The organism is Deinococcus arboris (genome assembly GCF_009755355.1).
In the GTDB taxonomy this organism is placed as follows: Bacteria; Deinococcota; Deinococci; order Deinococcales; family Deinococcaceae; genus Deinococcus; species Deinococcus betulae.
Window position 1 is genome coordinate 118,704 of the sequence record NZ_WQLB01000009.1, and the last position, 14,711, is coordinate 133,414.

Here is a 14,711-nt window from a genome sequence, read left to right on the forward strand (position 1 = left end):
GGTGGAAGCATTCGATCTGACGGGCCTGGGCGGCACGTTCGCAGCAATGGTAGGCATCTTGGCCACGGTCACGCAGTTCTTGAAGGTGCAGCTGGGCTTCAAGGGCAACGTGGTCAAGGGCATCTGCCTGGGGCTGGGCGTGCTGCTGGGCGTGACCGGCCTGGAGGAAGCGGGGCGCGATGTGCTGCCGCTGCTGCCCGGCTGGCTGAGTGGCGGACTGCTGGGGCTGCTCGCAGGCCTGGTGGCGAGCGGCGGCAAGGACTTCATCACGGGCGTGCAGCTAAACGGGGCCAAGGCGCGCGTCGAGGCCGAGATCAAGGCCACGGGCAAGCGGCTGGAGGCGCAACTGGAGAGCCTGCCGCCGATGATCGGGAGTCAGGTGGCGCTGCCCGATGACCTCGTGCCCGCCACCATTGAGGACGTGCTGCGGCATACGGGGGAGCGGCCCGCCGTGCCCGGCCTGGACGACGCGCCGCTGGACACAGGCCTGAGATGAGCACGCCCCCACCCCTGCCCCTGCGCCTGTCCACCGTCTTCCGCCAGGGCCAGGACGCCGTGGTGAAGCTCAAAATCAAAGCGCCGACGCCGGAGAGCCCGACCGGCGTGGAGCTGATGGATGGCGACACCATTCAGGCCCAGCTGCGGAAAACCCTCATCAGCGATGTGCTGTACGACATGGGCCTGGACGCCGAGATTGTCGGCCAGGACGTGACGCTGAAAATCCCCGGCGCCGAGAGCAAAACCTGGCCCGCCACCCACGCCACGTTCGTGTTGTCGAGCACGGTGCTGATCATCGGTGCTCAGGGCCAGCACCGCCTGGCGCTGCCGCTGGAGCTGCTGTGGCAGGCCAGCCACACGCGAGGTGGCTCATGACCCTGATCGTCGGGGAGACCACGGAGGCCGTCGTTATCATCGAGGTGGAAACGCCCGAGCCAGTCACGACCGAGGTAGACGGGGTAGCCGGGATAGGGCCAGCGGGCCCCACTGGGCCGCAAGGCCCGCCCGGCCCCTCCAGCGACGTGGTGATGAAGACTGCGCTCGAAGCCCTCGGGGGGCACCAGATCGTCGCCCTCCGTCCAGGCGGCGTGCAGCGCGCAGACTGCGGCGACCTGACCACGGCGGATGCCGTTTTAGGTGTCTCGACGGCCGCCGCCGCCAGTGGCACGCCCGTGCCCGTGCAGCGGGCCGGCACCCTGATCGAACCCAGTTGGACCTGGACGCCTGGCCTGGTGCTGCTCGGCCACAACGGGCTACCGACCCAAACCCTTCCCCCCGACGCCGCCTGCCTGCTGGTGGTCGGCGTCGCCATTGACGCGCACACGCTTCTTGTGGCCCTGCACGAGCCCATAGTGCTGTCGGAGTAACCCATGCCCGGAAAAATCCTGATGTTCCTGAACCGCCTGACAGGCCGCCTCACTGAATACCAGACCAAAGACACCAGCGCGGGCGCCGTCAATGCCGGCGATATTCCCGCGCTGAACGCGAACGGGGTGCTGGACGCCACCATCGTCAACAGCACCGTCGCCAGCCTGGGGGCCGGCTCCAGTGGGAAGCTCCCGGCACTGGACGCTTCAGGTCGCCTTGATCAGAGCTTCCTCCCCACGGGTATTGGGGCTGACACGGCCAGCATTCAGGCCTCGGAAGCTTTGGCCGCAGGCGATTACATCAACATCTGGAGCAGCAGCGGCAGTGCCCGCGTGCGCAAGGCCGACGCCACGGCGGCCGGCAAAGAGGCCCACGGCTTCGTGCTCGCGGCGGTGGCCAGCGGCGCCAATGCCACTGTGTATTTTGAAGGCACCAACACTGGTGTCAGCAGCCAGACACCTGGGCCAGTGTTCCTGGCCACCACCGCTGGGGCCGGCACCAGCACGCCACCGACCGGCAGTGGCAACGTGCAGCAGGTCCTGGGCTTTGCCGTGAGCGCGACCGCCGTGAACTTCCAGTCTGAACCTCCTGTGGTTCTGGTCTGAGCGGTGGCTCCGCGCAGGCCTGTGGTGCAGGACCGCACGGCGGGGCGCCAGACTGAATTGCCCACCACAGACACCCTGGCGCCAGAAGCCCTGGGCACCGGCGCCCGTGACGGCACCCGCTACCTGAGGGACGATGGCAACTGGGCACTCCCGGCTGGCGGCTCGTCTACCCCGGCTCAAATTGAGCTGTTCACCACGTCAGGCACATGGACGAAGCCCGCTGGGGCCCGCATCGTCCACGTGCGGGTCTGGGGGGCGGGTGGAGGCGGTGGCAGTGGCCGGGTCTCGACGGTTTCTGAAAACCGCTACGGCGGTGGCGGCGGTGGTGGCGGAAGCTACAACGAATACTTCTTTCCCGCCGCTGCTTTGAATGCCACAGAGGACATCCTCATCGGTGCTGGCGGCTCGGCGGGAAATGGGCAGTCTCTCAACGGGAGCAACGGTGCGGCGGGGACTTCAGGCGGCAACACCACGTTCGGCAGCTGGTTGACGAGTATGGGTGGAGTGGGCGGGACAGCAGGAACGACAACCCCGTCAACACAGGTGAACGGCGGCAGCGGCTTCATGCCGGGGGGCAGCGGCGGCGGCGGCGCAGCTGGCGTCAGTTCGTACTACGGCGGCGGCGGGGGTGGCGCAGGCGGTGGCGTCAGCACGTCAGGGACGACCCCACCTTATGCGGGTGGCCGGGGCGCCATGATTCGCACCACGGTCCTCAGTGCTGGTGGCGGTGGCGCGGCCGGAACGAACGCCGGGGCCAGTTATGCCGCGCGGGTGGCGCCAGCGGCAACGAGTCGGAGCACGCAGCACCTCTCTGGAGATGGTGGCGGGGGCGGAGGCAGCACAACGCTGGCTCAGGACGGTGCGCCTGGCGCCGCAGGTGGTCTCCCAGCGGGGGGCGGGGGCGGCGGGTCTGGGTCGGCCGGGGCAAACTCTGGTGCAGGCGGTGCTGGGGGCGGCGGAATGGTCGTCGTCGTGACGTATTTCTAAGGAGAGACAGATGCGATATGCGCTGATCAATGATGGGGTGGTGGACAACGTCGTCGAATGCACGGAGGAGTTTGCGGACCGGTTGCGGACCAGGTATCAGGCAGTGGTGCAGACCGAGGAGGCCGGTCCGGGCTGGACCTGGGACGGGGAAACGTTCTCGGAACCCGCGCCGGAGCCGCAGCCTGTACCGGAAAATAATCCCTGATCTATCGGACAACTTGAGCCAAAGACAGCCCCCTGCCCGCGCTTCGGCGTGAGGCAGGGGGCCTTTTTGCGTTGGTTAGGACGCGCGGGCCGTCAGCTGGACGTGCAGGTCCGTATTCAGGGCCTCGGCCACCCGGCGCAGCACGTCCAGGCTGTGTCCCCAATAGAAGGGATTCACCAACCGGTTAACGCCTGCCGGGCTGGAGCCGATGCGGCGGGCCAACTCCGCCTGCGAGATGCCGGCCCGCTCTAGCGCGCGCTCGATCTCCGCACTGACGGGGTTCACAGGTGCAGGCTCCAAGTGCACCACCTCAGCGTCAGCGGGCAGCTCCGCGCGCACGTCTGGCGCTACGTCGGCCAGGGTCACGGCCTGGGGTGTGCGGGGACCGTCCTCGAGGACGAGCGTGATGCTTTCGCAAACCTTGGTCAGGAGAGCTTCACGGGTCTTGGCGGTGACGATGCAGGTGAGATCAGGCACCAGGGCGGTCCAGTTCGCGTCCGTGTGGGCAATCAAGGTCAGGTACTTCATTGAACTCCTTCTTCTGTACTGCGCTCCGTGGGAAGGGAGCCGTAGCTCCCCACCCGGTGTTACTGAATTGCGTTCTGTATGGCCTTCTCTTGATACCGCTGAGCGTCGTCCCCGAGTGCGCCGCTAATAATCACCACTTGTCCGCCTCGCTCGTATTTCCGGTGATCTCCCTTCGTACTCTTGTGCTCGAACCCTGCCCGCTCTAAATCCCGAATCAGCTCCCGCACCTTCCTAGGCATCTTCTTTCATGGCCTTATATTATCAAATTTGATAATCCACTGCAAGCACACGAGAGACTGGTCTCTGTGCTCACCTCAATCGAACAAGGCCCCCCAAAACGGTCTTTACGCGTTTTCAGGCACTCCACTTCGGATTATCAGACGTCCAGGCCCAACACATCGGAAAACAAAAAACACCGCTTCGGACGATAAGGAGACGTTATGGACAAAGTGATCACTCTCCTCTGTCATCTCCGGGATCGGGCTAAGTATCAAACGTCTTTAGCGCCGCCTCTGCCTGTGCGATGAGCGCTGGCTGTTGGAGAGCCTGTGCTGCTTTAAGAGCCATCTCGTAGGGCCAGCGATCTTCTTCATCCCGCTGAATCCATTGCTCAGCCAACAGTCTTACCCTCTCCCAATCAAGTTTTGCTTGTGCAGCTCTCATGGCAAAAGACATCGCCGACCTAAACGATTCTCTAGCTTCAATACGTCTGGATTCGATCCAGCTTCCCCCTTGCAAGTCAGGGAGGAATTCACCTTTATAAAGGGTCAGGATGTTTTCTATTGAAGCATGAGGCGCCGTTCTTAATACAGCTGTTAAATCAAGAGAGACCGGCATACCCTCGTTGATAGTGTAAGTAGGGGCTCGATAAGGCCCAGTTAAGATCAAGAAGTCAGGCCCGAAGGTTGTCCGCAGGTCTTGAAGGATACTGTTCACTTGATTGCGTGCCCGTTCTGGAAGCACGTCAGGGTAGAGATCGGTTTCGATTCGAGCCCGACTCTGCCCTGGACGAAGTAAGAGATACACCAGAACCGCCAAATGCCTAGCTTTCAACCCTTCTAAACGTCGCCCTTCCCAACGAACTTCACTACGGCCAAGGGTAGTCAGATGAAGCACAGCCTGCGCACTTTGGGAATGGTCAGGCAGGAGAGGTGCCAGAGTGGGCTCCAACGCTGCAGCTGTAAGGAACTCGGGCATCTCCTCCAACTCTCTGCGAAAACCGGCCTTAGTTGATAGGGCGAGATAGCCATCCAGTGCTTGGGCCAGAGTGGCAAATGCTGTACTCAGCTGATTATTCAGATATTGAACGTAAGCCAAGTGCAATCGTCCGCGTGTAACTTCTATAGGTTGAGAGCGGCTCTCGTATAGTTGAATAGCGACACTTAGGGCGTCGGCCGCTTCGCTTAAATGGCCTCGACGACGAGCAAGAAGGCCGCGCAACAGGTATACAGCTGGATCTGCAGGTCCTCCCTCAGCACCTGACTCAGCTAGGGTCTCAAGCGCAGCCGCATGATGCCCCGCTTGGCTTTGAAGATCCGCCCACCGAACCCCAGTCCAGAGACGCAACTGGCTATCGCCAACCTGAATACTAAGAGGCCACAGTTCGCGTATGAGCGCCTCATAGCGGCTAAATTGCCCTGCAACCCAAGCCAAATTGGCTTCACTGCCCATCAACATGCCACGAGCTCGCCCAGACGTGGTGTGGCCCAACAACATACGAGCCTCGTCTAGGGTTTGCTCAGCATCCTGGAGCTGGCCACCCAGTATCTGGAGGTCCAATAGACCCTGAAGCGCTGAAAGCCGTGGAAGGGGATTGGGAGATTCTGGAAGTTGCCGCAGCGCCTGTTGATATAACCGGGTCGCACGTCCGTTCTGATTGACCTGCTGATACATCCGTGCCAGGGTTTGCATGACGTTGGCAGCTACACGCTCGTGCCCACTTGCCAAATAGCCATGCCAAGCCTGCTCGACACTTACAAGGCCCTCATCCGAGTGCCCGAGTTGGAAGGCTGTCACGCCTTGCCAGCGTTGGGCTCGAAGTGCCAGCTCACCTATCAGTGCGGACCGAATAAGTGCGAAATGACTCAAAGCCTCGTTGAGTCGGCCAAGTGCGCGCAGCGCATTTCCGTACTCAACTGAGGCTTCTGTCATTCCAGCAAGATGAGCGCGAAGCAGCAGTGGTTCCGCCCTGTGTAAGTCGCCAAGACGCAGAAGGCTGATGCCGAGTAAGGCCATCTCCTGAGGTGCTAAATCTGATTGCGCTAGAAGTTCGGAGGCAACCTGTTGGTATTTGCCCTCATCAAAAGCGATTTTTGCGCGCTGGAACGATGCTTCCGATAGGATAGTGACTCCTTTCTAGATTCCTCTGCATGAGAAATCTACTGCACATCAAACTACTGCTTTTATTCGCCATAGCGAGCCTGGCCTCTGCCTCTGAGGCAGATACCAAGTCAACGCCGTTCGGATCGGTAGTGCCGCTTTCGACGATTGGGGGCCCTATCGACTACGGGCTGGAATAGTAAACATTTACAGCTCCAATCCCATCACCGACTTTCAAGTTGCATTCTTTATCGAAGTGAGGCTTCAACATGGCTGATGACGTTAGAAACGTATATGTATATGATGTCGTGGCAATAAATCGCCGCGTGCCCGAGGAGGGTGAAGGCAGCGAATTCATCAACGAAGATGTCGATCCGATGGTGATTTTTGATTCGCTAGAAGATAAGGTGATGTATAAAAAATCAGCTAAATCGTCTGGTTTAAATATAGATGGGCGCTTCGTGGGGATTAATGTCTTGCATGTTCATGAAGATTATGTAGAAGGCGCCTTTTATGCAGAGAAAACCCACTTTTCTGGCACAATAGTCTCCCAAACCGCAGATGGCCAAACAGAAGCCAATAGTCTTAGCTCGATTGCCGAAACCAGTGAAATATATGAATTGGCGTACTTCATCTATGATCCACAAACCCAGGTCTTAGCAATAGAGCGCAATAGAGATGTGCCTTACGAGGGCGCTTTCGAAAAATATGCAGAAGAATACTGTCATAAGAACTCAATAGACGTAGTAGAATTCCAACTTCACCCCAGAAGAGTGATCTCCAATGTGGATAAAATTATGGCAGTGCAATCTGTTGACAAGATCTATTTAAAAATGCCATCAGAAGCTATATCTAAATTAAACGGTGACGACCCCATCACAACCATGGTTAAGGATATAGGTAAAGCGTACTCAAAATTAGGAAGTGTAGAGATAACCCTATGCAGCGAGAAGAGCAAGCTGTCTCGAAGTAATGTTTTTCAACAGGTCGAAATACGGGATTTCTGGCTTGAAAACCAAGACCATGTCACAAAGCTAATTGTTAACAAAGAACAGAACGAGGAAGTATATTTCGGATCTAATCAAATCGTTTTTAAAATCAGACTCGAAAAGAACAGCAGGTCGAAAGATACATCCGCTCTTCTGAAAAAGACTCGCAGCCAGTTAAAGGATTCGGATTTTAGGAAAAGGGGTACGTGACAATGCAGAAGAACTTAAATAGCTGACGCATCCATGAAACAGTTCACACTGTCTATCTGTAAAAAATTGGCTGCTTGGTTAATATTGTCTTATGCCTGAATCATTTCCCCTTACTCCTAAGCAGGCCGTTGAACGAGTATCCGTCCAATGTCCACACGACGAAATTGAGGTTTTTGGCATCGCTGCCAAGATTAGTCCCTTTCCCGTCGCCAATCCTCGACTCGCCTATGTCACCGTACGTGAAGACAGCCCACCAGTAAAAGGCAAAATCAGCAGCATGGTGTTCCGCACTGCCTGGGCTCAGCGTCCAGAACTTAATGCCAGGATTCGTATGCGTGGGCGCCTCTCGACCCGACTGACTGATAGTGGTGAGATTGAGGTGCAGCTCCATGGAGAGCTGGTTGACCAGAAGCATGCCTTACCTGTTGAAGAGGTCAGCAGGAATCGTCCCCAGATCTATCTGCGACAGTATGTGGATGCCTCGCCTGTTGAGCGATTATTTGTGCTGGGCTCAGCCACTGGTCGCCATGACGTGCAAGCTCAGCTCCGGCGCTTGCCTGCTTCCGAGCGCCCTCAATTCTTAGACGTGCGGGTAACCGATGGCCGTGACCTTGTATTGAAGATACAAAACGCGCTTCAGAAGGGTGCGCAAGCAGTGGCTGTAGTCCGCGGGGGGGATGACCCGACGATTCAGGCTGTTTTCGATGACCCCCATCTCGTAAAGTATCTGGTGAATCTACCTGTGCCGTATTACACGGCAGTGGGCCACGCTTCTAGCAAAACCTTGGCAGACCGTTGGGCAGACGAATCGTTTGAGGCACCATCTGCACTGGGCATCCAGCTTGCTCGGTATTATGGCCGGGCTCAAGCACAGCCTCAAGTTCCCTGGAATGGTCCTCGCACAGTCCCATCACACTCACCTACAGCACATCAGAAAACACAAGCACGCCCACCAACACCACCGTCAGTTGCTCGGCAATCCAACACACACTCATCGCCAAAAGTAGCGACTACTCGGAGTGTCCCGTGGTGGGGATGGATTACCGGGGTGCTTCTCCTCTCAGCGCTGTTTCGCGCATGTACGGGATAGAGGCCATCTGAAGTAGCCCACCGTTCTATTCGTAGTCTGTACCGTCACTGGGCCATCGCCGTAGCGGCAAGGAGTATCTGGCCCTCCCGGTCAATTACGACTTCGACGCGGTGGCCTAGCACCGCATGCAGCTGCACCGCCTCGTGCACTTGAGCCGCATGAACCTCGTGTACGTATAGCTGTAAGGTCTCACCAGACGCAGTGATTACTGTGAGGTGATGGGGCTCGGCCCACGTTGTGGGTGCTCGCAGCATGACGTTCTCAAGAGTCTCAGCATTGTCTGGAAGGTGCCCAGGCAGATCTCGCTTGCGCACGATAACCAGTCCTTCAGCATCAAGCTTGGCAAGAATGTTGTCAGCATCCGGACCTAGGACATCCAGGGCCAGATAGCGGGCAGTCTGGACATTAAGCGAGAACTTCATACAGCTACCTCCAGATATAAGCCGGCGCAAGTGGGGTGGGGGATTTTCAGAGCCTGCTCAATTCCGCAGGCCTCGCCGTTCAAAGCGACCTCAATACCGGCAGCGATATAGGTCAGGGGCACGGTGAACATGATGCGCCTAGTCATCATGCGCTACTCGTGAGAGCCGATGGTCGCGTTTCATGTGTGAGTGGTGACGCGAGTACTATCGTCTTGCTCCGCCTTGGCTGGCTTCTTTGTTGTCCACAAGCCGCCTGTGGATCACTGTGGACGGTTGCCGGGCGGGATGATGCTCAGGTCAATCGGTTTGAGCCACCTCTCTGACTGCAGGATCACGCCAATGCGCCCGTGGGGCTTGGGCTGCACGTCTCCCGCCCACCACAGCCCATGTTCAATGCACAAGGCGTCCACCAGTTCCTCAGGCGTCGTAGCCTTCTCCATCCAGGCCACGGCGATCAGGTCCATGTCGCGGTGCAGGCTGCCGTGCACGGCCAGGGCGTACCCGTGCTGGTAGGCGGTCTGAACTAAAGGGGCCAGAGGTGGGCAAGGGGGCGTGACCTGATCAATGCCGCCTTCGCGGTCTGCCCGGTGAATCATGGTGGATAAGCGCTGATGGGTGTGACTGGGGGACTTCTGAGCACTCATTGCTAACCATGCTGCCAGGGACGGCTGCCAGTTGCCTTCTGCCTTCACAGGCGGGTTTTCCAGTGGCAAGGCGCTAGCCTGCTGGAGGTGACCTTTCAGCCCGCCGGCACGACCACCAGCAGCACCGGGCGCAACGGGTCAAGCGTCATCCCTCGATGGTAATCAGCCCGGAGAACGCGGAAAGTGACCAGTGCTGCGAAGCGCCTTCCATAATTCAGATCATGCAAAGGATTTTTGGCAAAGGAAATCCCACTCTTTTGGAGTGGGAGGCGCGAAATCAATAGAACTTGTGGATTTTAAGAGCTGGCACATCGCTCAACCAGAACTCTTCGCCCATCCTTGCAAACCTCTCTTGGGTATCCTGAGGGAAGACGCTATCCGACAGGAGAGAATGTGGCGTAATGACGTTGTGTTCCTTCAGCATCTTCACCGTCGAGTTAATGATGGTCGGCTCCTCAAGAGGAGAATCATCAAGCGGTTCGCCTTCACGCCACCTACGCTTCAGGTTCGCCCACATTTTTGAACTCTTGGATTTATCGAGGATGCCAAGATCTTCAAGCCTATGAAGCATCGCAGCAATGGACATCTTCCACTTGCTCTTGACAATTCTTAGGGCATCTAGATTGTCTGCGAAAAGATCAGCAGGGAAAGAATCGTGTGGCAAGGCGAATTCTCCTGCAAAGAGGTGTGCTTGACGCTCAAGCTCTCGCTCATACGCTTTGACCTCTTTCATACCTCGATCTGCATGGACGTGGAAGAGAAGGTGGAACAGCTCGTGCAGGAGGTTGTACCTGAGCCTGAAGTAAGACGGCTTGTCAAGGTTCAGCAGGATGAAAGGCGTGTTGGTGGCCTTATCCCAGAAGGAAATCGCATCCCACTTATGCGACTCGAACGGCTCACCGTGAATGATAAAGCCGTTGGACTCAAGTAGGTTGATCAGATTCGGGAGTGGTCCTCGGTGCAGACCCCAATGGCTTCGGAGCCTATCCGCAGCGAGGCGAATGTGGTCATCCGTGATTAGCATCGGGTCCTGCGGGATAGCCGAGAGGTCCGGGATGTTCAGCTTGGGGAAGTCCACGAATTTGCTGAGATACTGCGCATACTCGGCGAGCCAGCTGAGATTGACCTCGGCCCGGCCTTTCGCGATTTCGTCCAGTGAACGCATGGACCGGAACAGTGCTTCGGACTCGTCAATCCCTTCGGGTAAGGGCGTCACGAAGAAGTGCATTGGGTGACGGGTGAGACTGAGGATTCGCTGCATCACTTCTGGTGAAGGTGAGTCCTTTCCATTTTCCATCGCGCTGATCGACTGCGCGTCTTTGTAGCCAAGCATCAAGGCAAGCGACTCTTGGGTGAGGCCAAGAGCGATACGAACTTGCTTTAGACGAGCACCTTGAAAACCTGGAGTGCCAACTTTCATTTACTCTCAGCTCCCTTTCTTGATTTTGATCTCGACCGTACGGGTGACCTCCTTGGCCTTCTGAGCTTCTTCGAGCTGGACCAGTTCCATTTCGTCTTCAAGGCTCAAGGAGCCGAGCAGCGCCCCGTTGGAGGCGGGGAAGATGATGTCACCTTTCTTAAACGTAGCAACATCTTTGGGATGGGGGCTATGGGCCAGCACGCCGAACGCTGATTCGGGACTCAAGGTCAAGGCGGTGGGAGCAGACAGGAGCAGGTGAGGATCGTTGTATTCCTGCGACAGCAGCTCTCTTGCCAAAGCATATCTCAACGCCTGTTTTTTGCTGGAAACGTAGCACACAATGAGTTTCACCAGGTCCGAGACGTGAACCAGTACAAACGTGTCAGTGGTGTCAGGGAAGGTCTCAACCGTTGCCTTGATGCCCAGCTCGTGCATCAACGCTGGAAGTTTCGTCTCGATCCTGGCTCGCCTAGCATGGGGCAGGAGGGTCAGCGCAGCCTTCTCAGAATTGTTTTCCATGACTTTTCTGAACTCTTGTGGGTACGCTTGGGTCAGTTCATTCCAGAGGACTTCATAAATTTTCTTCGGTGCAGCCGCGAGAAAGAGGCGCTCAACATCTGTTTTTGGGCGGAGTAGCAGTGGAAGCATACTCTCATAATACGCACGAAACCCCATCTGAAGTCAAGCAATGCGCATGATTGAATCTAGGAAAACATCCTTAAACGGCCGACTTTTTACGTGCCACACGTAAAAAGTCGGAAATTTACATTCCGGTCTCATGAACGCAAACGCACAGGGGAACCCTGCTGTCCGCAGCCCCGTGTGGATAACCTGCCAGAATCGGGCATGGCCACGCCGCTGATCATCGCCGGCAGCCGGGACCTGTATCGCCCGGATTTGGTCAGCCTCGCGGTGCAGGACTGGCTACTGGAACACAGGCCCGTCAGTGAAGTGATCAGTGGCGGCGCTAAAGGCACGGACGCCACCGGCGAGGCCTGGGCCGCCGCCGGCGGGTACCCCGTGCGCCGCTTCCCGGCAGACTGGCACAGGTACGGCCGCACCGCTGGGCTCCGGCGCAACCGGCAGATGGCCGAGTACGCCGCCCAGCACGGGGGCGGCTGTCTGGTGATTCACCATGGCAGCCTGGATATGATCCGGACCGCTCAGGCCCTCTGGCTCCCTGTGCTGGAATGGAATCTGCAGGGTCTGGAGCCCGGCGAATTCTGAGAACAGTCACCTATATGGTACGGCGTGCCGCCCTAGACATTTGCCGTACCCTTTAAAATCACCTCTATGACTTACCGAGATGACTGCCAAATGTTCTTAAATGCAGCACAAGAAGAGTTTAATCAGCATGCTCAACGCGACAATCTATACAAAGCGCGCACAGTGATTGCGAATCTGCCAGACGATCAGAGCGCTGTTAGAGCTCTATTGGGAAATGCGATGAACATTGCAGAGCGTCGCAAGCAGATTGCGGAATTAGATGCCATAGACGATGAATAACCGTAACCATTTAACGTGAGGTCAGTCCCTACGTTAAATGGTTACCTCTGAGACCACACCCATGCCAGACCGCGCGCCTCTCCCCTGCCGGATACAGGCTGCATACAGCCAACGCACCCCTGCATAACCTTCAGACCCCCAGTTAACCGGCCAGTGCCGAGGCCATAAGCAGCGCCTAGAGGGAATGAACCGGACAGAGGCCAGCAGAGGCCATTTTGACCATGACCCCTTCTAAGCGGTCGGTCCCGTGTTCGAGTCACGGAGAGCGCGCCACATCCAGACCCCTGCCCAGGCCCGGCGCAGGGGTTTTTGACTGTATTTGCCAGGGCAGCTCCACAAAAACAAGGTTGGTTTTTGGGTAGAGAGTGACCTCATAATTGGGGGACTTCTGCACGTGACCAGCAAAGACGACTGTGTCACTCTCACATTTCCTCAGCTGAAAATGTATGTTGCATGAGTGCAAGAACTCTGCTATTAAGAGAATTGTGAACAAAGTAACGTTAGCTCTGGCCGCAACCGCCGCGCTGGCTCTCTCGGCCTGCGCCCCCAAATACACCGCTGCTACAGCCAAACCGGTGAGCGACCTCAGCTGCGCAGAAATGAAAGACGAGCAGGTCAAACTGGCCAGCATCCGGTCTGAAGCCCAAAGCAAGAAAGGCATCAGCAAGGAAAACGTCTTCTGGGCTGTCTTTTTCTGGCCCGGCGCCGTAGTGAACGAACTGGACAACAGAGAAGTCATTGAGAAGGTGGACGCCCGAAGCGCAGAACTCACCAAGGGTCAGTCGGCCAAAAACTGCGCCCCTTAAGGCGAAGCGGCTTTGATTTGATACAGGTCTGGTAACGGTTAGCAATAGGGCTTCTCGATCGACCGGCACACCGACTTAAAAGAGAGATTGCCATTCACAACCAGCAGGTGAATGGCAATCAAGGAATGGGCTGTTCTCAACCTATACGGCCAACCCGATAGTGAGAGCTTCCCACTTTTGTATTTCTCTCTTGCCTTCTCGCCACTTCTCTCGGCTGGCCCGCGTTTAATCTGTCCTGAATCTCTCCCCGGGCTGCAGCTCAGGGACATTTTGCGTGGCTGAGGGGCGCAGCATGGGCAGAATGTCCGCCCCTCGTCGCCTCATTCCCCCTTCGCCTGCGCTGCAGGACGCCCTGGACTTTCTGGAGCTGTACCACGCCGAAACAGGCACGCCGGGCCTAACGACGCGCCGGCGGCAGGTGCTGGCCACAGGCACCATCACCCTCAGCACAGATGAACTGGCCCACGGCGCGCGTGTGGCCTGGCGCAACAGCACGCGCTGCGTAGGCCGCCTGCCCTGGGCGGCTCTCAACGTGCGTGACCTGCGGCATGTGACCCAGGCGCCGCAGGTCTTCGCCGCGCTGTGCGACCACCTGCGAACGGCGTTCAACGGCGGGCGCATCCAGCCGCTTATGAGTGTCTTTGGGCCAGGCGTACGGATTCACAATGACCAATTGCTGCGCTACGCCGGGTACCGACAGAGCGACGGCTCAGTGGTCGGCGATCCTCAAAACGTTGCCCTCACCGAGCATCTACTGCGACTGGGTTGGGCTGGCGGCCCCGGCACCCCCTTTGACCTCCTGCCGCTGGCCATTGAGGCTGAGGGCCAGGTCACCCTCTTTGACCTGCCAGCCGATGCGGTGCAGGAGGTGGCGATCACGCACCCAGATCACCCGGCTATAGACGCGCTGGGGCTCCGGTGGCCTGCTCTGCCGGTCATCAGCAATATGACCCTGGACGTCGCTGGGCAGCAGTTTACCTGTGCGCCCTTTAATGGCTGGTACCTGCAGACCGAAATTGCGGCGCGCAATCTGGCCGACGAAGGCCGGTATAACCAGCTGCCTGTGGTGGCGCGGGCGCTGGACCTAGACACTACGCGGCGGCGTTCGCTGTGGCTAGACCGCGCCCTACTGGAGCTGAACGTGGCCACCCTGCATTCTTTTGACCTGGCGGGTGTGCGTCTGGCTGACCACCACAGCGTCACCCGGCAATTTCAGGCCTTTGAAGCCGCTGAGGCCCGTGCGGGGCGCCCAGTCCGGGGGCTCTGGTCGTGGTTAATTCCGCCGCTTTCGCCCGCCACCACGCCGGTGTGGCATCAGCAGTACGACGACACTGAAGTGAAGCCTAACTTCACGGCGCAGCGACCGGCCTGGCAAGAGGACCTGCGGCGCTGCCCTTTTCACAGCGGATAGCGGATAAAAGCAAAATACAGAGCGCCTGAGAGGTAATCTCCCAGGCGCTGTGGCACTCGTGAAGTGGCGCAGCAAACCTCTACATGGCGACAGCTCTCAAGGCGATAGCCACCAACGCAACACGCACAACAGAAGAAAGCGCCCCAAACCGAAGTCTAGGGCGCTCTATTTGAACGCATCTGGTAGATGTGACGTGACCTATAG

Annotated in this window: 20 protein-coding genes; 11 read left to right on the plus strand and 9 right to left on the minus strand. The window is 57.9% G+C overall.

Going from position 1 to position 14,711, the window contains the following annotated elements; genetic code table 11:
* Position 1 precedes the first annotated feature (1 nt).
* The 6 genes from GO986_RS09120 to GO986_RS09145 are packed head-to-tail and all read left to right on the plus strand — an operon-like array spanning position 2 to position 3,162.
* Positions 2-496: a hypothetical protein gene (locus tag GO986_RS09120; RefSeq protein ID WP_157458975.1), complete on the plus strand. Its 495-nt coding sequence runs from the start codon at positions 2-4 to the stop codon at positions 494-496.
* On the plus strand, positions 493-873 hold the full coding sequence (locus tag GO986_RS09125) for a hypothetical protein (protein WP_157458976.1): 381 nt from the start codon (positions 493-495) through the stop codon (positions 871-873). The genes GO986_RS09120 and GO986_RS09125 overlap by 4 nt, the downstream gene beginning before the upstream one ends.
* Positions 870-1,364, plus strand: coding sequence for a hypothetical protein (locus GO986_RS09130; RefSeq protein WP_157458977.1), 495 nt, complete (start codon positions 870-872; stop codon positions 1,362-1,364). Before GO986_RS09125 ends, GO986_RS09130 begins: the two co-directional genes overlap by 4 nt.
* A gap of 3 nt (positions 1,365-1,367) precedes the next feature.
* Positions 1,368-1,970: a hypothetical protein gene (locus GO986_RS09135; protein ID WP_198170540.1), complete on the plus strand. Its 603-nt coding sequence runs from the start codon at positions 1,368-1,370 to the stop codon at positions 1,968-1,970.
* A 21-nt stretch (positions 1,971-1,991) separates the two neighbouring features.
* The gene (locus tag GO986_RS09140; protein WP_198170543.1) at positions 1,992-2,957 is read left to right on the plus strand and encodes a glycine-rich domain-containing protein; all 966 of its coding nucleotides are present in this window, start codon (positions 1,992-1,994) and stop codon (positions 2,955-2,957) included.
* 10 nt (positions 2,958-2,967) lie between these two features.
* Positions 2,968-3,162: a hypothetical protein gene (locus tag GO986_RS09145; RefSeq protein ID WP_157458979.1), complete on the plus strand. Its 195-nt coding sequence runs from the start codon at positions 2,968-2,970 to the stop codon at positions 3,160-3,162.
* 75 nt (positions 3,163-3,237) lie between these two features.
* On the opposite strand, the gene GO986_RS09150 is transcribed toward GO986_RS09145, so the two are convergent.
* The 3 genes from GO986_RS09150 to GO986_RS09160 all read right to left on the minus strand — a co-directional run bounded on the left by GO986_RS09150 (position 3,238) and on the right by GO986_RS09160 (position 5,925).
* On the minus strand, positions 3,238-3,690 hold the full coding sequence (locus tag GO986_RS09150; protein ID WP_157458980.1) for a helix-turn-helix domain-containing protein: 453 nt from the start codon (positions 3,688-3,690) through the stop codon (positions 3,238-3,240).
* A gap of 59 nt (positions 3,691-3,749) precedes the next feature.
* Positions 3,750-3,929: a type II toxin-antitoxin system HicA family toxin gene (locus tag GO986_RS23415; protein ID WP_157458981.1), complete on the minus strand. Its 180-nt coding sequence runs from the start codon at positions 3,927-3,929 to the stop codon at positions 3,750-3,752.
* 244 nt (positions 3,930-4,173) lie between these two features.
* Positions 4,174-5,925: an AfsR/SARP family transcriptional regulator gene (locus GO986_RS09160; protein WP_198170547.1), complete on the minus strand. Its 1,752-nt coding sequence runs from the start codon at positions 5,923-5,925 to the stop codon at positions 4,174-4,176.
* A 353-nt stretch (positions 5,926-6,278) separates the two neighbouring features.
* Between GO986_RS09160 and GO986_RS09165 the strand changes: the two genes are divergently transcribed.
* Positions 6,279-7,208: a hypothetical protein gene (locus GO986_RS09165; RefSeq protein WP_157458983.1), complete on the plus strand. Its 930-nt coding sequence runs from the start codon at positions 6,279-6,281 to the stop codon at positions 7,206-7,208.
* 100 nt (positions 7,209-7,308) lie between these two features.
* On the opposite strand, the gene GO986_RS22875 is transcribed toward GO986_RS09165, so the two are convergent.
* The 6 genes from GO986_RS22875 to GO986_RS09190 all read right to left on the minus strand — a co-directional run bounded on the left by GO986_RS22875 (position 7,309) and on the right by GO986_RS09190 (position 11,432).
* The gene (locus GO986_RS22875; RefSeq protein WP_232337643.1) at positions 7,309-7,623 is read right to left on the minus strand and encodes a hypothetical protein; all 315 of its coding nucleotides are present in this window, start codon (positions 7,621-7,623) and stop codon (positions 7,309-7,311) included.
* 719 nt (positions 7,624-8,342) lie between these two features.
* Complete coding sequence (locus GO986_RS09175; protein WP_157458985.1) at positions 8,343-8,720, minus strand: hypothetical protein; 378 nt, start codon at positions 8,718-8,720, stop codon at positions 8,343-8,345.
* The gene (locus tag GO986_RS23215; protein WP_255449285.1) at positions 8,717-8,851 is read right to left on the minus strand and encodes a hypothetical protein; all 135 of its coding nucleotides are present in this window, start codon (positions 8,849-8,851) and stop codon (positions 8,717-8,719) included. The genes GO986_RS09175 and GO986_RS23215 overlap by 4 nt, the downstream gene beginning before the upstream one ends.
* A 129-nt stretch (positions 8,852-8,980) precedes the next feature.
* A complete protein-coding gene (locus GO986_RS09180) occupies positions 8,981-9,364 on the minus strand; it encodes a hypothetical protein (RefSeq protein WP_157458986.1) in 384 nt (127 codons plus the stop codon).
* Positions 9,365-9,641: 277 nt separating this feature from the next.
* Positions 9,642-10,784, minus strand: a complete 1,143-nt coding sequence (locus GO986_RS09185) for a helix-turn-helix domain-containing protein (protein ID WP_157458987.1) — start codon at positions 10,782-10,784, stop codon at positions 9,642-9,644.
* Between the two features lie 6 nt (positions 10,785-10,790).
* Positions 10,791-11,432, minus strand: coding sequence for a hypothetical protein (locus GO986_RS09190; RefSeq protein WP_157458988.1), 642 nt, complete (start codon positions 11,430-11,432; stop codon positions 10,791-10,793).
* A gap of 174 nt (positions 11,433-11,606) precedes the next feature.
* Between GO986_RS09190 and GO986_RS09195 the strand changes: the two genes are divergently transcribed.
* The 4 genes from GO986_RS09195 to GO986_RS09210 all read left to right on the plus strand — a co-directional run bounded on the left by GO986_RS09195 (position 11,607) and on the right by GO986_RS09210 (position 14,507).
* Positions 11,607-12,011 (plus strand): DUF2493 domain-containing protein, encoded by a 405-nt coding sequence (locus tag GO986_RS09195; RefSeq protein WP_157458989.1) that lies wholly within the window; start codon positions 11,607-11,609, stop codon positions 12,009-12,011.
* Positions 12,012-12,077: 66 nt separating this feature from the next.
* Complete coding sequence (locus tag GO986_RS09200) at positions 12,078-12,290, plus strand: hypothetical protein (RefSeq protein WP_157458990.1); 213 nt, start codon at positions 12,078-12,080, stop codon at positions 12,288-12,290.
* A 446-nt stretch (positions 12,291-12,736) separates the two neighbouring features.
* The gene (locus GO986_RS09205) at positions 12,737-13,096 is read left to right on the plus strand and encodes a hypothetical protein (protein ID WP_157458991.1); all 360 of its coding nucleotides are present in this window, start codon (positions 12,737-12,739) and stop codon (positions 13,094-13,096) included.
* Positions 13,097-13,397: 301 nt separating this feature from the next.
* A complete protein-coding gene (locus tag GO986_RS09210; protein WP_157458992.1) occupies positions 13,398-14,507 on the plus strand; it encodes a nitric oxide synthase oxygenase in 1,110 nt (369 codons plus the stop codon).
* The last annotated feature ends 204 nt before the right edge of the window (positions 14,508-14,711 follow it).

Excerpts from the sequence above, each read along its gene's own strand:
- GO986_RS09125 (WP_157458976.1), top strand. The coding sequence starts at position 493 with ATGAGCACGCCCCCACCCCTGCCCCTGCGCCTGTCCACCGTCTTCCGC.
- GO986_RS09130 (WP_157458977.1), top strand. The coding sequence starts at position 870 with ATGACCCTGATCGTCGGGGAGACCACGGAGGCCGTCGTTATCATCGAG.
- GO986_RS09135 (WP_198170540.1), top strand. The coding sequence starts at position 1,368 with ATGCCCGGAAAAATCCTGATGTTCCTGAACCGCCTGACAGGCCGCCTC.
- GO986_RS09145 (WP_157458979.1), top strand. The coding sequence starts at position 2,968 with ATGCGATATGCGCTGATCAATGATGGGGTGGTGGACAACGTCGTCGAA.
- GO986_RS09150 (WP_157458980.1), bottom strand. The coding sequence starts at position 3,690 with ATGAAGTACCTGACCTTGATTGCCCACACGGACGCGAACTGGACCGCC.
- GO986_RS23415 (WP_157458981.1), bottom strand. The coding sequence starts at position 3,929 with ATGCCTAGGAAGGTGCGGGAGCTGATTCGGGATTTAGAGCGGGCAGGG.
- GO986_RS09160 (WP_198170547.1), bottom strand. The coding sequence starts at position 5,925 with ATGGCCTTACTCGGCATCAGCCTTCTGCGTCTTGGCGACTTACACAGG.
- GO986_RS09165 (WP_157458983.1), top strand. The coding sequence starts at position 6,279 with ATGGCTGATGACGTTAGAAACGTATATGTATATGATGTCGTGGCAATA.
- GO986_RS22875 (WP_232337643.1), bottom strand. The coding sequence starts at position 7,623 with ATGCTTCTGGTCAACCAGCTCTCCATGGAGCTGCACCTCAATCTCACC.
- GO986_RS09175 (WP_157458985.1), bottom strand. The coding sequence starts at position 8,720 with ATGAAGTTCTCGCTTAATGTCCAGACTGCCCGCTATCTGGCCCTGGAT.
- GO986_RS23215 (WP_255449285.1), bottom strand. The coding sequence starts at position 8,851 with ATGTTCACCGTGCCCCTGACCTATATCGCTGCCGGTATTGAGGTCGCT.
- GO986_RS09180 (WP_157458986.1), bottom strand. The coding sequence starts at position 9,364 with ATGAGTGCTCAGAAGTCCCCCAGTCACACCCATCAGCGCTTATCCACC.
- GO986_RS09185 (WP_157458987.1), bottom strand. The coding sequence starts at position 10,784 with ATGAAAGTTGGCACTCCAGGTTTTCAAGGTGCTCGTCTAAAGCAAGTT.
- GO986_RS09190 (WP_157458988.1), bottom strand. The coding sequence starts at position 11,432 with ATGCTTCCACTGCTACTCCGCCCAAAAACAGATGTTGAGCGCCTCTTT.
- GO986_RS09200 (WP_157458990.1), top strand. The coding sequence starts at position 12,078 with ATGACTTACCGAGATGACTGCCAAATGTTCTTAAATGCAGCACAAGAA.
- GO986_RS09205 (WP_157458991.1), top strand. The coding sequence starts at position 12,737 with ATGTTGCATGAGTGCAAGAACTCTGCTATTAAGAGAATTGTGAACAAA.
- GO986_RS09210 (WP_157458992.1), top strand. The coding sequence starts at position 13,398 with ATGTCCGCCCCTCGTCGCCTCATTCCCCCTTCGCCTGCGCTGCAGGAC.